This window comes from Blastococcus sp. TML/C7B, from assembly GCF_016612845.1.
Taxonomy (GTDB): domain Bacteria; phylum Actinomycetota; class Actinomycetes; order Mycobacteriales; family Geodermatophilaceae; genus Blastococcus.
The window spans coordinates 1,037,694-1,058,517 of sequence record NZ_JAEOAA010000001.1; the positions used below are offsets into that span (position 1 = coordinate 1,037,694).

A 20,824-nucleotide genomic window follows, 5' to 3' on the forward strand; every position below is an offset into this window, starting at 1 on the left:
GGGGTCAGCCGCGGACGGGGGCGGGGGTGCGGCGGCGCAGGCCCAGGAACGCCACGACGGCGAGCAGGTACCCGGCGCCGATCGCCAGCAGCACCGGCACCGAGCGGCCCGACTCGGGCAGCACGAACGCGGCGGCCACGACGGCCCCGACGAAGGCGACGTTGAACAGGGTGTCGTAGACGGAGAACACCCGGCCGCGGACGTCGTCCTCGACGTCCTCCTGCAGGGTCGCGTCCACGCAGATCTTCACGCCCTGGCCGACCAGGCCCAGGACGAAGCCCCCGGCGAGGACCGCCGGCGGTGAGAACGGCAGCCCGAGCAGCACCTGGGCCACCCCGCCGACCAACAGCAGCCCGACGGTCCAGCGGACCCGCCCGGCGCGGCGCACGGCCGCCGGGGTGACGAACGCGGCCAGCAGCGAGCCGGCCGCGATCGCTGCCACCAGCTGGCCCAGCCCGGCCAGCCCGCCCCGGACGAGGCCGGTGGCGTCCTCGAACGGGCCGCGGTGCAGCAGCAGCGTCATGAGGGTGAACAGGCCGAAGCAGACCCGGTGCAGCCCGATCGCGGCCAGCGCCGCGGCGACGCGGGGCAGCCCCCAGGCGTACCGGGCGCCGGCGACCATGCCGGCGACGACGTGCCGGGCCGCCGGCTGCTCGGCACCCGCGTCCGGCCCCAGGTAGCGGCGGTCGAAGCCCGAGACGACGGCGGAGGCGGCGAGGTAGGGCAGCGCCGCGGCCAGCGCGATCGCGGCGTACCCGGCGTCGCCCGAGCCGGTGAGCGGCAGCAGGAGCAGCGCCGTGCCGCCACCGGCCACGGTGGCGATCGACCCCGCCGTCGTCGACAGCGCGTTCGCCGGCACGAGGGCGTCGGTCGTGTGCGGCAGCCCGGCCGACAGCGCGGCCAGCACGAACCGGTTGACCGAGAAGACCGCCAGCCCCGCGAGGTAGAACGGGACGCCGTCGACCCCGCCGAGGATGACCGCCGCGACGACCGCGACCAGGGCGGCGCGCAGCACGTTGGCCCGCAGCAGCACCGCCCGCCGGCTCCAGCGGTCCAGCCACACGCCGGCGAACGGGCCGAGCAGCGACCAGGGCAGCAGCAGGACGGCGAACCCCGCGGCGACCTCCAGCGGGTCCGCGGCGCGCTGCGGGTTGAACAGCACCGTGCCCGCCAGCGCGGCCTGGAAGACGCCGTCCCCGAACTGGGCCAGCAGGCGGGTCGCGAACAGCCGGCGGAAGTCGCGCCGGGCGAGCAGGGAGCGCACCGTGGCCCCCTCCTCCCGCACCCGGCCAGCGTAGGAGGACGGCGGGACGACGACGACGCCGGCGGCCCGGAGGTGGGGCACACTGGGGACGATGACGCCGGTGCCCGATCCCGAGTCCGGCCCGCCCGCGCGGCCCGGGACCGGTCGTCGGCGCGCGCCGGTGCCGGCGCTGTCCATCGGCGACCTCGACGACGTGCGCCCCGGCTCGTTGCTCGTGGCCATGCCCGGGCTCTCCGACCCCACCTTCGCGGGCTCGGTGGTCTACGTCCTCGACCACTCGGAGACCGGCACGCTCGGCGTCGTCCTGGGCAGCCCGAGCCAGGTGGAGATCCGGGACGTGCTGCCCGGCTGGCGCGACCTGGCGGTCGAGCCCGGCGTGTTCCACGTGGGCGGGCCGTGCGAGACCGACACCGCGCTGTGCCTCGCCCGCTGCCCCGCGCCGGGGCCGCCGGCCGGCCTCGGGCTGCGCCCGGTCGCCGACGGGATCCACCTGATCGACCTCGACGTCGACCCCGAGCCGCTGACCGGCTGCGTGGCCGGGCTGCGGGTCTTCGCCGGTTACGCGGGCTGGTCGCCCGGGCAGCTGGCCGGCGAGCTCACCGAGGGCGCCTGGGCCGTGGTGCCGGGCTCGCCGGACGACGTCCTGGCCGATATCTCGGGCCCGGAGCTGTGGCGCGCGGTCGTGCGGCGGCAGCGCGGGCGGCTCGCCGTGCTGAGCACCGCGCCGGCCGACCCGACGGTGAACTGAGGGTGGCTGCCGGAACGCCGCGCATCTGGTAGGAAGTACCCGGGAAGGGGCGGTCTGGGGAAGAGGCCGCCCCTTCCCACTTGTCTGCCCGGGCCCGGATGGGCCCTATAGGCGCCCTACAGGCCCTAGAGGCCGATGGCCCCGGCGAGCTCCGGGTGCTCGGCCAGCGGTGCCGACTGCGCCTCCCCCGGCAGGTCCAGCGCGCGGGGGCCGTGCTCGGCCAGCGTCGTCATCGCCTCCAGCTCGCCGTCGGCGGCCGGCAGCGGCGTCGCGAACTGCACGAGCAGGTCCTCGGTCGAGGAGACCGCCACCGTGCGCTCGCCGGGCAGGCCGAACAGGTCGGTCGGGCGGCCGTCGATCGAGCGCCGCCCCTCCCAGCTGTAACCGCCGGCCAGGAAGCCGGCCGGGTCGTCGCCGTCGTCGGCGGCGAGGCCCAGCACGATGCCCACCAGGACGTCGACCAGCGGGGGCTCGGCCTCGCCGGCCTCCACGGGGCGGGTCAGGAAGGTCGCGCCCGAGCCGCCCAGCGCCTCGGTCGCGCCCGGGACGTCGCCGAACCACAGCTGATCGCGGGAGAAGAAGACCGTGCGCACGAGGTCCACGCCGTCGGCGCTGGTCACCGCCGTCGCCCGACCCGTCCCGGCGCGGAAGTCGACCTCGCCGGTGAGCGTCAGGACGGCGCCGTCGCCGAAGGGCGCGGTCACCACGAAGTCGGCGCCGCCCTCGGCGCGGTTGCGCTCCAGCAGCGCGGCCAGCACCGCCGCCTCGTCCCGCGTCACGGCGTCCCCGGCGTCGCGCCGCCCGCCGTCCCCCGCGCACCCGGTCAGCAGCGCGAGGGCCACCGCCGCGGCGGGGAGCAGGGTCCGGGGCCGCATGGCCGCCAGCGTAGGCAGCGCGCGGCCCGCAGCCCCGCAGACGCGACGAGGGCCCGCACTCCGGGTGGAGTGCGGGCCCTCATGCGGTGCTGGGATCAGTGCGGTGCTGGGATCAGTGCGGTCCCGGGATCAGCGCTCGATGTCGCCGCGGATGAAGGCCTCCACGGCGTCCCGGGCCTGGCTGTCGTCGTACTGCTCCGGCGGGGACTTCATGAAGTACGAGGACGCCGACAGGATCGGGCCACCGATGCCACGGTCCTTGGCGATCTTCGCGGCACGGACGGCGTCGATGATGATGCCGGCCGAGTTCGGGGAGTCCCAGACCTCGAGCTTGTACTCCAGGCTCAGGGGGACGTCGCCGAACGCGCGGCCCTCGAGGCGGACGTAGGCCCACTTGCGGTCCGAGAGCCACGGCACGTGGTCCGACGGGCCGATGTGCACGTTGTCCTTGCCCATGTCCCGGTCGACCTGGCTGGTGACGGCCTGGGTCTTGGAGATCTTCTTGGACTCCAGGCGCTCGCGCTCGAGCATGTTCTTGAAGTCCATGTTGCCGCCGACGTTGAGCTGCATCGTGCGGTCCAGCTGCACGCCGCGGTCCTCGAACAGCTTGGCGAGCACGCGGTGGGTGATGGTGGCGCCGACCTGGCTCTTGATGTCGTCACCGACGATCGGCACGCCGGCGGCGGTGAACTTGTCCGCCCACTCCTTGGTGCCGGCGATGAAGACCGGGAGGGCGTTCACGAACGCCACACCGGCGTCGATCGCGGCCTGGGCGTAGAACTCCGCGGCCTGCTGCGAGCCCACGGGGAGGTAGCAGACCAGGACGTCGGCACCGGACTCGCGCAGGGCGGCCACGACGTCGACCGGCTGCTCGTCGGACTCCTCGATCGTCTCGCGGTAGTACTTGCCGAGCCCGTCGAGGGTGGTGCCGCGCTGGACGGAGACGCCGAGCGGCGGGACGTCGCAGATCTTGATGGTGTTGTTCTCGCTGGCGACGATGGCCTCGGAGAGGTCGCGGCCGACCTTCTTGGCGTCCACGTCGAACGCGGCGACGAACTCCACGTCGGAGACGTGGTAGTCGCCGAAGCGGACGTGCATCAGGCCGGGCACGGACGTGGACTCGTCCGCGTCGCGGTAGTAGTGAACGCCCTGCACGAGCGACGCGGCGCAGTTGCCGACGCCGACGATGGCGACCTTCACGGAGCCCATGGCTCTCCTTCCCCTGGACCCTCAGCGGGTCCGACGGACGCGGACCGGGTGCGGTCCGCGGATGACGGTGCAGGGGCCGCCGGTGCCGGGGCGTCGCCCGGCTCCTCGCGTCCTGCTGTGCTCCCCGACGCCTCACGGCGTTCGGAATCGATCAGCTCCGAGAGCCAGCGGACCTCCCGGTCCACCGATTCCAGGCCGTGGCGCTGCAGCTCGAGGGTGTAGCGGTCGAGCCGCTGACGGGTCCGCGACAACGAGGACCGCAACCCTTCGCGCTGCCGCTCGACGGTGCGACGGCGGCCCTCGAGGATCCGCAGTCGCACGTCGGAGGCCGTGTGCCCGAAGAAGGCGAGGCGGACCCCGAAGAGCCCACCGTCGTCGTACGCCTCCGGCCCGGTCTGGCTGACCAGGTCGTGGAAGCGCTCCTTGCCCTCCGCGGTGATCGTGTAGACCACCTTCCCGCGCCGGCCGGTGAGCGCCGGGGCGTCCGCCGGGAGCAGCGCGTGCGGCGTGGGCTCGTCAGCGCTGATGAGCCCGGCCGCGCGCATCCGCTTGAGCGCGGGATACAGCGAGCCGTAGGAGATGCTCCGCAACCCGCCGAGCACCTGCGCGAGCTGCTTGCGCAGCTCGTAGCCGTGCATCGGCGCCTTGTGCAGCAGACCGAGGATGGCGAACTCGAGCACCACGCCTCCTCGGTCCCACGGTCGATGTATCGAGACGATACAACGACATGTGACATTGCGACCCTCCGGGTCGCACCGCGGCCAGGAGTCGTCCCCCGGCTGGGTGGAGCGCGTCCGTCGCGCCTGCGCGGGACCCTCCGGGCCCCACTCGGCACGACACGGCGCCGGTGTGCCGCGTGTAGCACGGCTCACGAACCTGCCCGTTCACAGGTCCGGCACGTACATTGGCGCGGTGCCCGGACGTCGATCCGTCGTGGACTACTCGCTGCAGCGGCGAGCCGTCCTGGCCGACGTGCACTCCGGGCGCACCGGCCTGTTCGAGGTGTGCGACGCCAGCCCGTACCTCTCACGGGCGGCCAAGTACCACGGCGAGGCGACGGAGACGCCCTGCCCGGTGTGCCGCCGACAGCGCCTCACCCGCGTGAACTACGTGTACGGCGACCGGCTCGGCCCGGTGTCCGGGCAGGCCAAGTCACCCGTCGAGCTGGCCCGGATGGACGCCGCGCAGGAGGAGTTCACCGTGTACGCCGTCGAGGTGTGCCGGAGCTGCGGCTGGAACCACCTCGAGTGCTCCTACGTCCTCGGGGTCGAGCCCGCCCCGGGCCGGCCGCAGCGCGGCCGGCGCCGGACCGCCACGGACTAGCCACCCGCGCGGGAGGGTTCACCGTCACGGCGGACCCCTCCGTCACACCAGCCCCTGGCGGGGCGAGCACCACGCGGGCCTCCCCCGCGCCCACAGCTGAAGACGCAAGGCTGCCACCACGCACGACCGCGACCGGGCACCGCCCGCCGCCCACCACCAGTTCAGGAAGGGGTTCACCGCGTGCCGACCCACGACGAGACCTCGCCCGTCGGACCGCGCGCCGGTTCGGTGCGCCGTCCGGCTCCCACCCGCACCCGCAGCACGGGGGGTGGTGGCGGGTCCGCACGCGGGGGCTCCGGCGCGCGACGGCCGGCGGGTCAGCCGGCCGGCCGGCCCCGCACCCCGGCCGCGCGCAGCGGCGGCGCGGGCGGCGGGCGACCGCCGTCCTCCGGTGGCCGCCCGCCCGGCTCCGGCGGCGGCCGTCCGCCGGGGTCCGGTGGCCCGCCCGGGTCCGGTCGCCCGCCGGGCTCCGGTGGCCGCCCCTCCGGCAGCGGCAAGGGCCGGCCGGCGCGCACGAAGAAGCAGCGCCGTCGGCGGCGGCTGAAGATCGGCGCCGGCATCATCGGCGGGCTGGTCGTGCTGCTCGGCGTCTTCATCGGCGTCGTCTACGCCAGCACCGAGGTGCCGAGCCCCGACTCGATCACCAACGCCCAGACCACCGTCGTCTACTACGCCGACGGCACTACCGAGATGGCGCGGCTCGGCGACGAGAACCGCACCAACGTGCGGCTGGACCAGGTGAGCGAGGCCGCGCAGAACGCGATCCTGGCCGCGGAGAACCGGGACTTCTACAACGACCCGGGCATCTCGGCGACCGGCATCGCCCGCGCCGCCTGGAGCAACCTGACCGGCGGCTCCACCCAGGGTGGCTCGACGATCACCCAGCAGTACGTGAAGAACGCGATCCTGCAGAACTCCGAGCAGACGTTCAGCCGCAAGTTCCAGGAGCTCTTCCTGGCGATCAAGCTGGACAACAACTACTCGAAGGAGCAGATCCTCGAGAACTACCTGAACACCATCTACTTCGGCCGCGGCGCCTACGGCATCGAGTCGGCGGCGAACACCTACTTCGACGTGCCGGCCTCCGAGCTGACCGCCCAGCAGGGCGCCGTGCTGGCCGTGCTGATCCGCAGCCCCGGGGCCTACGACCCGGAGACCAATCCCGAGGGTGCGCAGGACCGCTGGGGCCTCGTGCTCGACGGGATGGTCGGCGAGGGCTGGCTGTCGGCCGAGGAGCGCGCGCTGTCGGTCTACCCGCCGGTGCTGCCCAAGGTGGCGCCGTCCATGGGCATCCCGTCGGGCCCCGAGGGACTGATCGTCAGCCGGGCGCTCGCCGAGCTGCGCGGCAAGGGCTACACCGACGACCAGCTCTACGGCGGCGGCCTGAAGATCGTCACCACGGTCGACCAGCGCTCGCAGGAGCTCGCCGTCAACGCCGTCAACACCGTGATGGAGGGCGAGAACCAGGAGGTGCTCCGCGAGGCGCTGGTGGCGGTCGACCCGCGCACCGGTGCGGTCAAGGCCTACTACGGCGGGCCCAACGGCACCGGCACGGACTACGGCATGAACCAGCGCCAGCCCGGCTCGTCGGTCAAGCCCTACGTGCTGGCCACCGCCCTCGAGGAGGGCATCAGCGTCACCGCCCGCCGCGACGGCAGCGCGTCGAAGACCTTCCCGGACCGCCCGGACAAGCCGGTGCGCAACTCCGGCGGCGCCTCCTGCCCCTCCTGCACCCTGGAGGAGGCGATGAAGCGCTCGCTCAACACCACGTACTACGGCCTCACCTACGAGCTCGGGGCGGAGAAGGTGCGCGAGACGATCCTCGCCGCCACAGGCCTGCCGGAGACGTGGGAGAGCGGCAGCGACCTGTTCCGCGGCAACCGGACGCTGGCCGACCCGCAGACCGCGGGCGTCGACGCCGGTCTGGGCATCGGCCAGTACGACATGCGACCGATCGACCAGGCGGTCGGCTTCAGCACCTTCGCCAGCGGGGGCATCCGCCGCGACGCCTACTTCGTCGCGAAGGTGACCGACAGCGAGGGCACGGTCCTGCTGGAGAACGCCGGCCAGGCCGGCGAGCAGGTCATGGACGCCCGCGTGGCCAACGACGTCACCTACGCGCTGCGCGACGTCGCCAGCTACTCCAAGCGACCGCTGGACGACGGCCGCGAGGTGGCCAGCAAGACCGGCACCGTCGGCTCCTCCGACGAGGAGAACGCGGACGCCTGGATGGTCGGCTACACGCCGTCGCTCACCGCGGCGGTCTGGATGGGCACCGACGCCTACGAGCCGATCCGCAACGCCCAGGGCAGGATCATCTACGGCTCCGGGCTGCCCGGCGCGATCTGGCAGCAGTTCATGGACGGCGTCCTCGAGGGCACGCCCAAGGAGAAGCTGCCGTCCTCGCCGTCGATCAAGGGCGACACCGGCGAGGGCGTGCCCGAGCCGACCCAGGAGGCGCCGGCCGAGCCGACCGGAACCGCCACCGAGACGGCCACCCCGACGACGTCGGCGCCGACCACCACCGCCCCGCGGCAGCCGGTGGACTCCGACGGCGACGGCGTCCCGGACGAGCAGGACTACGCCCCGAACGACCCGAACGTCTCCACCCGGCCGACCTACACCGGGCCCAGCACGAGTACACCGCCGACCCAGGGCCCGGGCACCCAGGGGCCGCCGGTCGCGCCGGGCGTGCCGGGCGGGCCGGGCGGACCGGGTGGTCCGGTGCTCCCCGAGAACGGCTGACCGGTCCCGCACACTGAGCGGGTGAGCAGCACACCGACGGGCCCGTTCGCTTCCGCGGGCGGGCCCGCGGCGTCCCCGGACCGGGTTGTGCCGACCTGGACCGATCCGGTCGCCGCACAGGCCAGCGAAGCGGTCGGCGGCCCGTGGGGGCGGCACGCGGTCACCGGGCGGGCGCTGTTCTGGACGCCGCTGCGGGTCTGCCTGCTGTTCGCCGTCCTGGCGCTGAGCCTGGCGTGGGTGAAGCAGGAACCGTGCGCCGACGGCGACTGGACCGGCTCCCCGCAGTACACCCACTTCTGCTACTCGGACACCGTTCCGCTGTTCGGCGTCTACGACCTGGACTCCGGAGCGCTGCCCTACCTGGACACCTCGGTCGAGTACCCGGTGCTGACCGGCGCGTTCATGGTCGCGGCAAACGCGCTGGGCGGGGCCTACGAGGCGCTCGCGGAGACCACCGGCCTGCTGCCCGAGGTGCCCCCGGTGCAGGCCTACTACGTGGTGACCTGCCTGCTGCTCGCGATCTGCGCGCTGGTCACCGTCCGCGCCGTGCAGGGCGTCTCGGGCCGGCGGCCGTGGGACGCCGCGATGATCGGGCTCTCCCCGCTGCTGGTCGTGCACGCCTTCACCAACTGGGACCTGTTCGCCGTCGCCCTGGCCGCGCTCGGCATGTGGGCGTGGGCCCGCCGGATGCCGGTCACCGCCGGCGTCCTGCTGGGGCTGGGGGTGGCCGCGAAGTTCTACCCGGTGCTCGTCCTGGGGGCGCTGTTCCTGCTCTGCGCCCGTGCGGGGCTGCTCCGCACCTGGCTGCGGACGGCGGTCGCCGCAGGGGTGGCCTGGCTGGCGGTCAACCTGCCGGTCGCGCTGGCCGCCCCGGAGAACTGGGGCCGGTTCTTCGAGCTGAACAGCTCCCGCGAGGCCGATCCGGACTCGCTGTGGAACATCGCCCTGCACCTGACCGACGACCGCATCCTGGACGGCCCGCTCGCCCCCGGGCAGACGCCGGTCGTGCTCAACGGCGCCGTCGCCATGACCACGCTGCTCATGCTCACCGCGGTCACCTGGCTGACCGTCGCCGCTCCCGTGCGCCCGCGGCTGCCCCAGATCGCCTTCCTGCTCGTCGCCGGGTTCCTGCTCCTCAACAAGGTGTGGAGCCCGCAGTACTCGCTGTGGCTGCTGCCGCTGGTGGTGCTGGCCCGCCCGGCCTGGCGCTCGCTGCTGGCATGGCAGGCCACCGAGGCGCTGGTCTGGGTCACGCGGATGCTCTGGTACCTCGGCCCCGAGGACAACGGCATCGCCGTCGAGTGGTTCCTGCTCGCCGTCGTCATCCGCGACGTCGCCGTCCTGGTGCTCGTGGCGCTGGTGGTCCGCGACGTCCTCGACCCCGACCGCGACATCGTGCGCACCAGCTGGCCCGGCGTCGACGACCCGGCCGGGGGCCCGCTGGAGGACTCCCCCGCCGACCACCGGCTGGGCGCGCGCCGCCCCGCCCGCACCGCCGCGGAGCCCGCCGGGGCGCCGCCCGGGCCGGTCACCGGGCGGGGCTGAGCGCCTCCCGCAGCAGGGCGATCTCCCCGGCGTGGCCCGCCGCGTCGCCCGGTGTCTCCAGGACGACCGGGCAGCCCGCGGCCCGGGCCACGTCGAGCAGCAGCTCCGTCGGGATCTCGCCGTCGCCCAGGGGGGCGTGCCGGTCGCGGCTGGAGCCCGCCGGGTCCCGGCTGTTGTTGAGGTGCACCAGGTCGATCCGGCCGGTGATCGCGCGGACGTCGTCGACGACGGTGGTCAGGTCCCAGCCCGCGGCCCAGGCGTGGCAGGTGTCGAGGACGAACCCGGCGCCGAAGTCGCCGAGCGCCTCCCACAGCCGGGCGACGGCGTCGAGGTCGCGCGCCATGGCGTTGCCACCGCCGGCGGTGTTCTCGATCAGCAGCGGCAGCGCGAAGCCGCCGTCCTTCTCCTGGTAGGCGAAGGTCTTGCGCCAGTTGTCGACGCCGACCGCGGGGTCGTCGGTGGCGAGCACGTGCCCGCCGTGGACGACCAGGCCGATCGCGCCGAGTGCCGCGGCCGCCGTGGCGTGCTGGCCGAGCAGCTTGCGGCCCGGGACGCGGATCCGGTTGTTCGTGGACGCCACGTTGAGCATGTACGGCGCGTGGACCACGACGGTGACGTCGGCCGCCCGGAGCTCCGCCTCGTCAGGCCGGGGACGGGGCGCCTTGTAGCTCTGCGGGTCGGTCAGGAACAGCTGGACGACGTCGGCGTCCAGCTCGGCGGCACGGGCCAGCGGCCCGCCGTCGAGCAGTTGCCCGTCCTCGTCGAGCCCGGAGCCCACGTGTACGCCGATCGGGTGGTTGGCCACGCCTGGCGACAGTAGTTCGCGACCGGATCCGGGTTTAGCCGTAACCGCGATCACACATCATCGTTCAGCAGCGTGACGCTGGTTACCCAGCAGTAGGTCGAGTCGGAGGTACTACGCAGATGGCAACCGGTCGCATCCACCGGACGGCACGGCGCGGTGTCGCCGTCGCGGTTCTCGGCTGGCTCTCCGTCGCCGCGGCCTCGGTCGTGCTGGCGCCGCCCGCCGCGGCCGCTCCCGCCGTCACCGTGCCCATCCGCGACCTCACCCCGCCGATCGTCTCCGTCGACGGCGGCGGCTCGGTCACCTTCGTCAACGAGATCCAGGGACAAGCCGGTCCAGGTCGGCGGGGGCGGGCTGCTGCCCACGCTGGTGAGCGTCACCGCGAAGACCGAGGTCACCCTCGGCCTGCCGTCCGGCAAGCGGGTGCTCGCCCCGGGCGCCTCGGTCACCGAGACGTTCGCCTCGACCTGCCTGACCTGCTCGATCACCTACACCCACAAGCTGCAGAGCAACGCCTCGCTCACGTCGATCCTCACCGACACCGTGCTGGGGTTGCTGCCCCCGCTGCCGGCGCCCACGCCGTTCGTGGTGAACACGCTGGTCCCGCTGCCGAACCTGCCCGGCGTCAACCTCCCGCAGCTGCCCCCGCTCACCCTCCCGGCGCCACAGGCCGGTGGTCTGCTGCCGGTGCCGAGCACGCCGGGCACCCAGCCGGCACCAGCGCCCGCGCCCACTGCCACGCCGGCGGTGCCCGAGCAGCCGGCCGCGCCCGCCGTCGAGGGCGTGCCGGGCAGCCAGTACGCGTACGCGACCGGTGCCGGGGCCGCCCAGCTGCGCCCGGGGGCGGGGTCGGCCGCCGCGGCCTTCGACCCGGCCCGCTTCCTGGCCGAGCGCGGCACGACCCGCTCGACCGGGACCGGGACCGGCGGCTCCGGCGGGCTGGCGGGCAGCTACGACGGCGCGACCGTCCCGGTGTTCGGCCAGCTGGCCGGCCTGAACGGCACCGGGCTGGACGAGGACGGCGAGCAGCTCGACACCACCGCCGACACCGCCTCCGCGGCGGAGCCGCTGCCGGCAGCAGCGCTGGCCGCCGTCGTCGCCCTGGCCGCCGCCGGCGCGGCGCTGGTGCGCACCCACCAGGCCGCGCGCGCCTCGCGCTGACCGACCGGCACGCACGCGGCCGCCGTCCCCGGCAGGGGGCGGCGGCCGCTGCCGTCCGGGGCTGCCTGTGGACGGCGCCGGGGCGGTCCGGTGATCACTGGTAGCCTGGGCCCGCGCGTTCCGGCTCTCCACGAGCTCGTCGGGACGCGCAACGCATGCACAACCCTCCTGCCGCAGATCCCCTGCGGCCGCTGAGACCAGAGGAGGTGGGGTTCTCCGTGCGCAATTACGAACTGATGATCATCCTCGACCCCGATCTCGAGGAGCGCACCATCGCGCCCTCGCTCGACCGGTTCCTGACCGTGGTCACCAACTCCGGTGGCACCGTCAAGACCGAGATCTGGGGTCGTCGTCGGATGGCCTACGAGATCAACAAGCAGGCCGAGGGCATCTACGCGATCGTCGACATCCAGGCCGAGCCCGCCGCCGTCCAGGAGCTGGACCGCCAGCTGAACCTGAACGAGTCGGTGCTCCGCACGAAGCTGATGCGCCCCGAGGCTCACTGAGCATGGCCGGCGAAACCGTCATCACCGTGATCGGCAACCTGACGTCGGACCCCGAGCTGCGGTTCACGCCGTCGGGTGCCGCCGTCGCCAACTTCACCGTGGCCTCGACGCCGCGCACCTTCGACCGCCAGTCGCAGGAGTGGAAGGACGGCGAAGCGCTGTTCCTCCGGTGCAACGTGTGGCGCCAGGTCGCCGAGAACGTCGCCGAGTCCCTCACCCGCGGTTCGCGGGTCATCGTCAGCGGGCGGCTCAAGCAGCGCTCGTTCGACACGAAGGAAGGCGAGAAGCGCACCGTCATCGAGCTGGAGGTCGACGAGATCGGCCCCTCGCTGCGCTACGCCACCGCGAAGGTCACCAAGGCCTCCCGCGGTGAGGGTGGCGGCGGCGGCTTCGGTGGGGGCAGCGGCGGTGGCGGCGGCTTCGGTGGCTCCAGCGGTGGTGGCGGCGGTGCGAGCGACCCCTGGTCGACGCCGGCCGGCCCCTCCGACGAGCCGCCCTTCTGATCCTTCGATCCCTGTTCCACTGAACTCTGGAGTACTCCGGTGCCCAAGCCACCCATTCGCAAGGCCAAGAAGAAGGTCTGCCAGTTCTGCAAGGACAAGGCGACCTACGTGGACTACAAGGACACGACGCTGCTGCGGAAGTTCATCTCCGACCTGCGGCAAGATCCGTGCCCGCCGCGTCAGCGGCAACTGCAGCCAGCACCAGCGGGACGTCGCCGTGGCCGTGAAGAACAGCCGCGAGATGGCCCTGCTGCCCTACACCTCGACGGCGCGCTGATCATGTCGACGATGAAGCTGATCCTCACGCAGGAGGTCACCGGTCTCGGGTCCTCCGGCGACACCGTCGAGGTCAAGGGCGGCTACGGCCGCAACTACCTCCTGCCCCGCGGGCTGGCCATCAAGGCCACCCGGGGTGCCGAGAAGCAGGTCGAGTCCCTCCGCCGGGCGCGTGCCACCCGCGAGGTGCGCTCGCTCGAGGAGGCGCAGGCCGTGGCCGGCCAGCTGTCCGGCCTCAAGGTCCGCGTCCCGGCTCGCGCCGGTGACGGTGGCCGCCTGTTCGGCCGCGTCACGACCGCCGACGTCGCCGCCGCGGTCACCGCGGCCGGTGGCCCGGAGCTCGACCGCCGCCGGATCGAGCTGCCCAGCAGCATCAAGACCACGGGCCAGCACGCCGTCACCGTGCGCGTGCACCCGGAGGTCAGCAGCACCCTGGCGATCGAGGTCGTCGCGGGCTGAACCGCCTGAGCGCGCCCTGAGCGCGTGCAGCGTCCCCGAGGGGCGTCGGACTCCGGTCCGGCGCCCCTCGTGGCGTTTCCGGGGCGCTGAGCCGCCTCGTGCACCCGCGCCACCGGCTCCTCTCGCAGCGAGATCGGCGATCTCGCGCTGTCGGAGCCCCTTAGCGCGCGAGATCGGCGATCTCGCGCTGTCGGGCGCCGGGAGCGAGCGCTGCGGGAGGGGTGCTCGGGTGTGGACGGGACGGTCCCGTCCGTCACGGCGACACCACGCGTGCCAACGCGGAAAAAACTTTCGGGGAACTTCCCGTCCACAGCCCGGGGACGGCGTCGGCGCAGGTGGGGCGCTCGTGGTGGGGACCCGCCCCCACGCCGTCCCCCGCCGTCTCCACATGTCGACACGCCTCCGTCCACCGACTTGTCCACATGTTGTGCAGATCGAGGTGTTGGACGCCGCCGCTCCGGGTTCCTAACGTCGTCCCCAGCTCTCCGGGCTCGAAGTGTCAGTGCCCGGCGGTAGCAATTCCCCGAACACGCGTTCGGTCCGGCGTGCCCGCCGAACTCCCGGCTTCCCCTCGGTGAGCGGCGGTGCGGGCGCGCCTGCAGGAGAAGGAGGACGACCCGTGGCGGTGGCCGACGAGTACAGCCGGCCGATGGCGTCGGCGCCGGAGTACGACCGGCAGCCGCCGCAGGACGTGCAGGCCGAGCAGTCGGTGCTCGGCGGCATGCTGCTGAGCAAGGACGCCATCGCCGACGTCGTCGAGGTCCTGCACGGGGCCGACTTCTACCGCCCGGCGCACCAGATCATCTTCGACGTCGTCCTGGACCTCTACGGCCGTGGCGAGCCCGCCGACGCGATCACCGTGGCCGCCGAGCTCAACCGCACCGACCAGTTGTCGAAGATGGGCGGCGCGGTCTACCTGCACACGCTCATCGCCTCGACGCCGACGGCGGCCAACGCCGGCTACTACGCCGCGATCGTCGCGGAGCAGGCCGTGCTGCGCCGGCTGGTCGAGGCCGGCACCCGCGTGGTCCAGCTGGGCTACGGCGCCGCGGGCGGCCGGGGCGACGTCGACGACATCGTCGACCGCGCCCAGCAGGAGATCTACGACGTCACCGAGAAGCGGATGAGCGAGGACTACTCCCGCCTCGCCGACGTCCTCCAGCCCACCATGGACGAGCTGGACGCCATCGCCTCCCGGGGCGGCACCGCGCGCGGCGTCCCCACCGGCATCCGCGACCTCGACGAGCTGACCAACGGCCTGCAGTCCGGCCAGATGGTCGTCATCGCGGCCCGGCCCGGTGTCGGCAAGAGCACCCTCGGGCTGGACATCGCCCGCTCGGCCGCGGTGAAGCACCACATGCCCGCCGCCATCTTCTCGCTCGAGATGAGCAAGCACGAGATCACCATGCGTCTGCTGTCCGCCGAGGCGAAGGTGCCGCTGCACCACATGCGCGCCGGCTCGCTCAGCGACGAGGACTGGTCGAAGCTGGCCCGCCGCATGGGCGAGATCGCCGACGCCCCGCTCTACATCGACGACTCGCCGAACATGACGATGATGGAGATCCGGGCCAAGGCGCGCCGGCTCAAGCAGCGCAACGACCTCAAGCTGATCGTCATCGACTACCTCCAGCTGATGACCTCGGGCAAGAAGGTCGAGAGCCGCCAGCAGGAGGTCTCGGAGTTCTCCCGTGCGCTGAAGCTGCTGGCCAAGGAGCTCGAGCTCCCGGTGATCGCGATGTCGCAGCTCAACCGTGGCTCGGAGCAGCGTCAGGACAAGAAGCCGATGCTGTCCGACCTCCGCGAGTCCGGCTCGATCGAGCAGGACGCCGACATGGTGATGATGATCCACCGCGAGGACATGTACGAGAAGGAGTCCCCGCGGGCCGGCGAGGCCGACATCATGCTGGTCAAGCACCGCAACGGGCCCACCGCGAACGTCACCGTCGCCTTCCAGGGCCACTACAGCCGCTTCGTGGACATGGCCAACTGACCCGTCCCCGGCACGTCTGGTTCCACGGGAAACATCGCGCACCGGCCGCCCGCTAGCCTGCCGCGGTGCCCACCAGCGAACGCGAGATCACCGAGCCCGTCGACCTGTGCGGCCCCGACGGGCGGCTGAACCCGGCCGCGGTGGGCTGGAGCCGGACGCCGCTGCACCGCGCCAACCTGCGGGGCTGGGGGCGGGCGAAGCGCTGGGAGTACTGGGGCGTCATGACGCCGACCCACGTCCTCGGTGTCACCGTCTCCTCGCTGGACTACGCCGCGCTGTACAGCCTCTACGTGCTCGACCGGGCCACGGGGCACGAGATCGAGCGGGCCGACATCGTGCCGCTGGCCAAGGGCGTCGTGCTGCCGGAGCGCACCGGCACCGCCGCCGGCCGCGGCAAGACGCTCGCCTTCGACTTCGGCGGCACCCCGGCGGCGACCACGCTGAAGGGCACCGCCCCCGACGTCGACTTCGACCTCACGGTGCACCGCGCCCCGGACCACGAGGCGCTCGCCGTCGTCGTCCCGTGGAGCGCGAAGCGCTTCCAGTACACGGTGAAGGACGTCGCACTGCCGGTCACCGGCTCCCTCCTGGTCGCCGGCATCGAGGTGCCCGTCGGGGAGGGCTCGTTCGCCGTCCTCGACTCCGGCCGGGGCAAGTGGCCCCGCTCCATCACGTGGAACTGGGCCGCCGGCAGCGCCCCGGGCGGCCGCGGGCTGACCGTCGGCGGGAAGTGGACCGACGGCACCGGCTCGACGGAGAACGGCGTGCTGGTCGACGGCCGGCTGCACAAGATCGGCGAGGAGCTGCGCTGGGAGTACGACCGCACCGACTGGGAGCGCCCCTGGCGGATCTCCGGCGAGACGGTCGACGTCACCTTCCACCCCTTCCACGAGCGCTCGGCCGCCACCGACCTCACGGTCATCTCCTCGGAGACCCACCAGTGCTTCGGTGAGTTCACCGGCTGGGCGACCACCGACGACGGCGAGCGGGTGAGCGTCGACGGCCTGGTCGGCTGGGCCGAGGAGGCCCGCCAGCTCTGGTGACCCCCCGCCCCCGGCACCGCATGACGTCCGCCGCCGCCGCGCTGCTGCTGGCCGCGGCGCTGGCGGTCACCGCGACGCCCGCGGCCGCCGCCCCGCGGACCGCCGAGCCGCAGGGGCTCTTCCCCACCGACGCGCTCACCGTGCCCGATCCGGGGCAGGCCACCGGCCGGCGGATCGCGCTGCCCACCGGCGGCTGCGAGGGCGAGCAGCAGTGCGGCCTGGCCCGCCGGCTCAACCAGCTGGACGGCTTCGACCTCGACCCGCGGATCTCGGTCCGCTTCAGCGCCCCGGTCGACCCGGCCGAGATCGCCGAGCTGCTCTCCGTGGAGGACGAGGACGGCGTGCGCACCGGGGTGGACCGCGTCGTCTACGACCCGGCGACCTCCACCGTGCACGCCTCCCCGGAGCGGCAGCTGGCGCCGGCGACGACCTACCGGCTGGTGCTGGCCGAGGGGCGCGGGAACGCGGCCGCGGAGACCACCTTCACGACCCTGAGCGCCCCCGACGGGCTGCAGGACCTGCAGCGGCAGATCGACAGCGGGGAGGCATCGAGGCGGCTCGGGATCCGCCCCGGGCTGCGGGTGGAGGGCGTCTTCGCGGTCGGCGGGGCGGGCGGCGCCGTCGTCAGCCGGCTGCCGGACCGGGCGCCGGGTGCGGACCGGAACCCGGTGCCCACCGCCCAGCTGCCCGAGGGAAGCCGCATGGTCGTGGGCTCCTTCCTCGCGCCCAGCTGGCTGCAGCCCGACGGGACCATCCGGCAGGCCCCCACCGCCGGCCCCGGGCCGGGGCCGGTGACGGCCGAGCGGCTGCCGTTCGTGGCCGTCCTGCCGCCCGGTCAGGCGCCCCCCGGCGGCTGGCCGGTGACCGTCTTCGGGCACGGCTACACCGGCTCCACCGACGCGATCGGCCTGGCCGCCACCCTGGCCGCCCGGCGCGGCACGGCGATGATCGCCACCGACGTGGTCGGCCACGGCGCGGGGCCGCGCAGCGCCTGGGAGTTCGTCGAGGGCGGCCGCACGACCGTGCTGCCGGCCCACGGCCGCGGCGAGGACCAGGACGGCGACGGCGTCATCGAGGGCGGTGAGGGCTCCCGGGCCACCGGGGACGCCGCGGCCGTGTGGTTCCGGGACGCGCTGCGCCAGACGACCGCCGACCTGGTCACCCTGGTCCGATCGCTCGGCGGCACCGACGTCGACGGTGACGGCGCGGCCGACCTGTCCGGCGACGGTGTGACCTACCTCGGGCAGAGCTTCGGCGGCGTCTACGGCGCGCTGCTGGCCGGGGTGGACCCCGCCGTCACCCGGGCGGTGCTCGACGTCCCCGGCGGGCCGGTGGTCGAGTTCTTCCGGCTGTCGGACCACTTCCGGCCGATCGTCGGCCGCGCCCTGGCCGACGCCGGCCTCCTCGACGACGCGGACGACGGCTTCGACGAGCAGCTGCCCCTGCGCGGGCAGCCGCCGGTGGTCGCCGACGCCGCGGCGCTGGCCCTCCAGGACCACCTGGCCCGCGTCGCGTGGCTCAACCGGCCCGGCAGCCCGGAGACCTTCGCGCCGCTCGTCGAGCCCGACCGGGTGCTCGTGCAGGCGGCCTTCGGGGACGGGCTGGTGCCCAACCCCACCACGTGGACGCTGGTCGAGGCGGGCGAGCTGTGGGACCGGACCAGCCTCTTCCGCAACGACCGCACCGCGACCGCCGGGTTCGACCCGCACGCCTTCCTGCTCGACCAGGGGCTGTTCTGGATCCCCGGCCTGCAGGGCCTCGGGCAGGCGATGACGTTCCTGGCCGACGGCCGCGTCGTCGACCCGGACGCCGAGGGGGACGTCTGGGAGGTGCCGGTCGCCGATCCGGGGGTGCTGCGCGCGCTGAACACCGGCCCCCGCTGACCCCTGCAGGACGCCGGAGGCCCGGGACCGCGGTGCGGTCCCGGGCCTCGGGGTGGTGCGGACGAGCGATCAGGCGGCGGCGGGCCGTGCCTGCATCGCGCGGCGCACCTTCTTGCCACCGGTCGTCATCTTCCAGAGCTTGCCCAGCTGGGAGGGCAGGTTCGCCGGCGTCGTCTCGGCCAGCCAGTCGTTGGGCAGCGAGAGCCGGATGACCTTGTGCCACGCGGAGGCGACCTGCTGCGGCAGCGGCGCGGAGTGGTAGGTCAGGTCGTACCGGTCGAAGATGTCCTTCACCTTCGGGGCGATCTCGGCGTAGCGGTTGCTCGGCAGGTCGGGGAACAGGTGGTGCTCGACCTGGTGGCTCAGGTTGCCGGTCATGATGTGCATGGCCTTCGACCCGGAGATGTTGGCCGAGCCGAGCATCTGCCGCAGGTACCACTCGCCGCGGGTCTCGCCGTCGATCGAGGTCTTCTCGAAGGTCTCGACGCCCTCGGGGAAGTGCCCGCACATGATCACCGAGTGCGACCAGAGGTTGCGGACCACGTTGGCGGTGAAGTTCGCGGCCAGCGTCGAGACGAACGAGGGGCCCGAGAGCAGCGGGTGCAGCAGGTAGTCCTTGCCGGCCTGCTTGCGGATCTTCTTGACCACCTGGCGGGCGCGGGCCCGGAACTCCGGGTCGTTGCGGCGCCGCTTCGACGACAGGTTCTTGCCCAGCTCGAGGTCGTAGGCGGCGATGCCGTACTCGAAGCAGCAGGCGTTGACGAAGTTCCACAGCGGCTGGCCCAGGTACAGCGGGTGCCAGGGCTGGTCCTCGTCGACGCGCATGATGCCGTAGCCGAGGTCGTTGTCCTTGCCGATCACGTTCGTGTACGTGTGGTGCAGCTCGTTGTGCGAGTGCTTCCACTGGTCGGCCGGGCTGGCGCTGTCCCACTCCCAGGTCGTGGAGTGGATCTTCGGGTCGCGCATCCAGTCCCACTGGCCGTGCAGGATGTTGTGCCCGATCTCCATGTTCTCGAGGATCTTGGCGACCGACAGGCCGACGGTGCCCACGATCCAGGCCGGCGGGAAGAACGAGGCCAGCAGGACGGCGCGGCTGCCCAGCTCGAGCTTGCGCTGGGTGTCGATGACCTTGCGGATGTAGGCGGCGTCGGACTCGCCGAGGCTGTCGCGCACCTCCTGGCGGATCGTGTCCAGCTCCTTGCCGATGAGCTCGATGTCCTCGGCGGAGAGGTGGGCGATCGGGTTCTCGGGCTTCTTCTGGATGGCGGTCATGTCCGGCTCCTCTGCTGTGGATCGGTCAGTGGTCGATGGCGCAGGCGCCCGCGGGCGCGCTGATGCAGGTCTGGACGAGGACGCCGTCGCCGATGTCCTCCGCGGTGGTGATCTCGCCGGTGCGCAGGTCGCGCACGGCGCCCTCGCGCAGGGGCAGGACGCAGCCGAAGCAGATGCCCATGCGGCAGCCGCTGGGCATGAGGACGCCGGCCTCCTCGGCGGCGTCGAGGATCGGGGTGGTGCCCTCGACCTCGACGGTGGTGCCGTTCGTCGTGAACGTGACGGGGCCGCCCTCGCCGGCACCGGCGAGGATCCGCGGGCGGAAGCGCTCGGTGTAGAGCCGGTCGGCGATGCCCGCTGCGGCCCAGTGCTCCTCGAGCGCCTCGAGCATGCCGACGGGGCCGCAGGCCCAGGTGGCGCGCTCGTGCAGGTCGGGGACGAGCTCGGCGATCGACCGGGCGTCGAGCATGCCGGCGCTGTCGGTGTGCTGCTCGATCAGCCGGATCCGGCCCTCGGCGGCCATCTGCCGCAGCTCCGCGCCGAAGACGACGTCCTCGGCGGTCGGGGCGGAGTGCACCAGCACGGTGTCGGCGAGCCGGTCCGCGGCGTTGCGCAGGATGCCCATGACCGGGGTGATCCCGGAGCCGGCGGTGACGAACAGCGCCTTTTCCGGCGCCTGCTCGGGCAGGCAGAACTCACCGGTGGCCTGGTCCAGCTGGATGATCGTGCCGGGCTGCACCCGGTGCACGAGGTGGTTGCTGACCTTCCCCTCCGGGATGGCCTTCACGGTGATCGTGAAGCACCCGTCGCCGCGGCCGAGCACCGAGGTGATCGAGTACGCGCGCCACTGGCGGACGCCGTCGATGTCGATGCCGATGCGCACGTACTGGCCGGGGCGGTGCGGCTGCCAGTCCCTGCCGGGGCGGATGACGATGCTCGCCGCGTCCCGCGTCTCGGGCAGCACGGCCTCGATCCGGCCGCGCAGCGCGGCGCCGGAGCGGAGCGGGTCGAACAGGTCCAGGTAGTCGACGGGCAGCAGGGGCGTGGTCACCAGCTCGGCCAGCCGCACAGCACGCTTCCGCAGCGAGGCCAGGGGCGACCGCACCGAGTCCGGGCGGGGAACGGTCGTCGTCATACACCGACTGTGTCCGACTCCTGGATCAGTTACCTGTGTTCCCGACGTGAATCAACCGGTACGTTCTGTTCGCTGCGAACAA

19 protein-coding genes and 1 pseudogene are annotated in these 20,824 nt (G+C 73.3%); 12 read left to right on the top strand and 8 right to left on the bottom strand.

What is annotated here, in order from left to right:
• Positions 1-4 precede the first annotated feature (4 nt).
• Complete coding sequence (locus tag JKP76_RS05015; RefSeq protein WP_309230049.1) at positions 5-1,345, bottom strand: MFS transporter; 1,341 nt, start codon at positions 1,343-1,345, stop codon at positions 5-7.
• Between the two features lie 19 nt (positions 1,346-1,364).
• Between JKP76_RS05015 and JKP76_RS05020 the strand changes: the two genes are divergently transcribed.
• Positions 1,365-2,012 (top strand): YqgE/AlgH family protein, encoded by a 648-nt coding sequence (locus JKP76_RS05020; protein ID WP_309232848.1) that lies wholly within the window; start codon positions 1,365-1,367, stop codon positions 2,010-2,012.
• 125 nt (positions 2,013-2,137) lie between these two features.
• Here the strand turns inward: JKP76_RS05020 and JKP76_RS05025 are convergent, their stop codons facing one another.
• The 3 genes from JKP76_RS05025 to JKP76_RS05035 form a co-directional block, all read right to left on the bottom strand.
• Positions 2,138-2,887 carry a hypothetical protein gene (locus JKP76_RS05025; RefSeq protein ID WP_200489805.1) on the bottom strand — a complete coding sequence of 250 codons (750 nt, stop codon included), beginning with the start codon at positions 2,885-2,887 and terminating at the stop codon, positions 2,138-2,140.
• A 129-nt stretch (positions 2,888-3,016) separates the two neighbouring features.
• Entirely contained in the window at positions 3,017-4,096 is a 1,080-nt protein-coding gene (locus JKP76_RS05030) for an inositol-3-phosphate synthase (protein ID WP_200489806.1), read from the bottom strand.
• Positions 4,084-4,776, bottom strand: a complete 693-nt coding sequence (locus JKP76_RS05035; protein ID WP_309230052.1) for a PadR family transcriptional regulator — start codon at positions 4,774-4,776, stop codon at positions 4,084-4,086. Before JKP76_RS05035 ends, JKP76_RS05030 begins: the two co-directional genes overlap by 13 nt.
• A 232-nt stretch (positions 4,777-5,008) precedes the next feature.
• Here JKP76_RS05035 and JKP76_RS23270 point away from each other — a divergent pair, with 232 nt between their 5' ends.
• The 3 genes from JKP76_RS23270 (at position 5,009) to JKP76_RS05050 (ending at position 9,709) form a co-directional block, all read left to right on the top strand.
• Positions 5,009-5,419 carry a DUF5318 family protein gene (locus tag JKP76_RS23270; protein ID WP_200489807.1) on the top strand — a complete coding sequence of 137 codons (411 nt, stop codon included), beginning with the start codon at positions 5,009-5,011 and terminating at the stop codon, positions 5,417-5,419.
• Between the two features lie 180 nt (positions 5,420-5,599).
• Positions 5,600-8,164, top strand: coding sequence for a transglycosylase domain-containing protein (locus JKP76_RS05045; protein WP_200489808.1), 2,565 nt, complete (start codon positions 5,600-5,602; stop codon positions 8,162-8,164).
• Positions 8,165-8,251: 87 nt separating this feature from the next.
• Complete coding sequence (locus JKP76_RS05050) at positions 8,252-9,709, top strand: glycosyltransferase 87 family protein (protein WP_309230054.1); 1,458 nt, start codon at positions 8,252-8,254, stop codon at positions 9,707-9,709.
• Here JKP76_RS05050 and JKP76_RS05055 read toward each other — a convergent pair.
• Positions 9,693-10,514, bottom strand: a complete 822-nt coding sequence (locus JKP76_RS05055) for a deoxyribonuclease IV (RefSeq protein ID WP_200489810.1) — start codon at positions 10,512-10,514, stop codon at positions 9,693-9,695. The genes JKP76_RS05050 and JKP76_RS05055 overlap by 17 nt on opposite strands.
• Before the next feature lie 50 nt (positions 10,515-10,564).
• On the bottom strand, positions 10,565-10,894 hold the full coding sequence (locus JKP76_RS05060) for a hypothetical protein (protein WP_200489811.1): 330 nt from the start codon (positions 10,892-10,894) through the stop codon (positions 10,565-10,567).
• On the opposite strand from JKP76_RS05060, the gene JKP76_RS05065 reads away from it, so the two are divergent.
• The 8 genes and pseudogenes from JKP76_RS05065 to JKP76_RS05100 all read left to right on the top strand — a co-directional run bounded on the left by JKP76_RS05065 (position 10,884) and on the right by JKP76_RS05100 (position 18,335).
• Positions 10,884-11,675, top strand: a complete 792-nt coding sequence (locus JKP76_RS05065) for a hypothetical protein (RefSeq protein ID WP_200489812.1) — start codon at positions 10,884-10,886, stop codon at positions 11,673-11,675. The two genes, JKP76_RS05060 and JKP76_RS05065, sit on opposite strands and share 11 nt — an antisense overlap.
• 218 nt (positions 11,676-11,893) lie before the next feature.
• On the top strand, positions 11,894-12,181 hold the full coding sequence (gene rpsF / locus JKP76_RS05070) for a 30S ribosomal protein S6 (RefSeq protein WP_200489813.1): 288 nt from the start codon (positions 11,894-11,896) through the stop codon (positions 12,179-12,181).
• Positions 12,182-12,183: 2 nt separating this feature from the next.
• Positions 12,184-12,684, top strand: coding sequence for a single-stranded DNA-binding protein (locus JKP76_RS05075; RefSeq protein WP_200489814.1), 501 nt, complete (start codon positions 12,184-12,186; stop codon positions 12,682-12,684).
• Positions 12,685-12,723: 39 nt separating this feature from the next.
• Positions 12,724-12,961, top strand: a pseudogene (gene rpsR / locus JKP76_RS05080) (30S ribosomal protein S18).
• Between the two features lie 11 nt (positions 12,962-12,972).
• A complete protein-coding gene (gene rplI, locus JKP76_RS05085; protein ID WP_200489815.1) occupies positions 12,973-13,419 on the top strand; it encodes a 50S ribosomal protein L9 in 447 nt (148 codons plus the stop codon).
• Positions 13,420-14,038: 619 nt separating this feature from the next.
• Entirely contained in the window at positions 14,039-15,409 is a 1,371-nt protein-coding gene (gene dnaB / locus JKP76_RS05090) for a replicative DNA helicase (protein ID WP_200489816.1), read from the top strand.
• Positions 15,410-15,474: 65 nt separating this feature from the next.
• Complete coding sequence (locus tag JKP76_RS05095) at positions 15,475-16,452, top strand: DUF2804 domain-containing protein (protein WP_200489817.1); 978 nt, start codon at positions 15,475-15,477, stop codon at positions 16,450-16,452.
• Positions 16,449-18,335: an Ig-like domain-containing protein gene (locus JKP76_RS05100; RefSeq protein ID WP_200489818.1), complete on the top strand. Its 1,887-nt coding sequence runs from the start codon at positions 16,449-16,451 to the stop codon at positions 18,333-18,335. The genes JKP76_RS05095 and JKP76_RS05100 overlap by 4 nt, the downstream gene beginning before the upstream one ends.
• Positions 18,336-18,404: 69 nt before the next feature.
• Here JKP76_RS05100 and JKP76_RS05105 read toward each other — a convergent pair whose 3' ends face one another.
• Together JKP76_RS05105 and JKP76_RS05110 are read right to left on the bottom strand one after the other, a co-directional pair.
• Positions 18,405-19,607, bottom strand: coding sequence for an acyl-CoA desaturase (locus tag JKP76_RS05105; protein ID WP_200489819.1), 1,203 nt, complete (start codon positions 19,605-19,607; stop codon positions 18,405-18,407).
• 25 nt (positions 19,608-19,632) lie between these two features.
• Entirely contained in the window at positions 19,633-20,742 is a 1,110-nt protein-coding gene (locus tag JKP76_RS05110) for a ferredoxin reductase (protein ID WP_200489820.1), read from the bottom strand.
• Between the last annotated feature and the right edge of the window lie 82 nt (positions 20,743-20,824).

Excerpts from the sequence above, each read along its gene's own strand:
- rplI (WP_200489815.1), top strand. The coding sequence starts at position 12,973 with ATGAAGCTGATCCTCACGCAGGAGGTCACCGGTCTCGGGTCCTCCGGC.
- JKP76_RS05075 (WP_200489814.1), top strand. The coding sequence starts at position 12,184 with ATGGCCGGCGAAACCGTCATCACCGTGATCGGCAACCTGACGTCGGAC.
- JKP76_RS05025 (WP_200489805.1), bottom strand. The coding sequence starts at position 2,887 with ATGCGGCCCCGGACCCTGCTCCCCGCCGCGGCGGTGGCCCTCGCGCTG.
- JKP76_RS05105 (WP_200489819.1), bottom strand. The coding sequence starts at position 19,607 with ATGACCGCCATCCAGAAGAAGCCCGAGAACCCGATCGCCCACCTCTCC.
- JKP76_RS05030 (WP_200489806.1), bottom strand. The coding sequence starts at position 4,096 with ATGGGCTCCGTGAAGGTCGCCATCGTCGGCGTCGGCAACTGCGCCGCG.
- JKP76_RS05110 (WP_200489820.1), bottom strand. The coding sequence starts at position 20,742 with ATGACGACGACCGTTCCCCGCCCGGACTCGGTGCGGTCGCCCCTGGCC.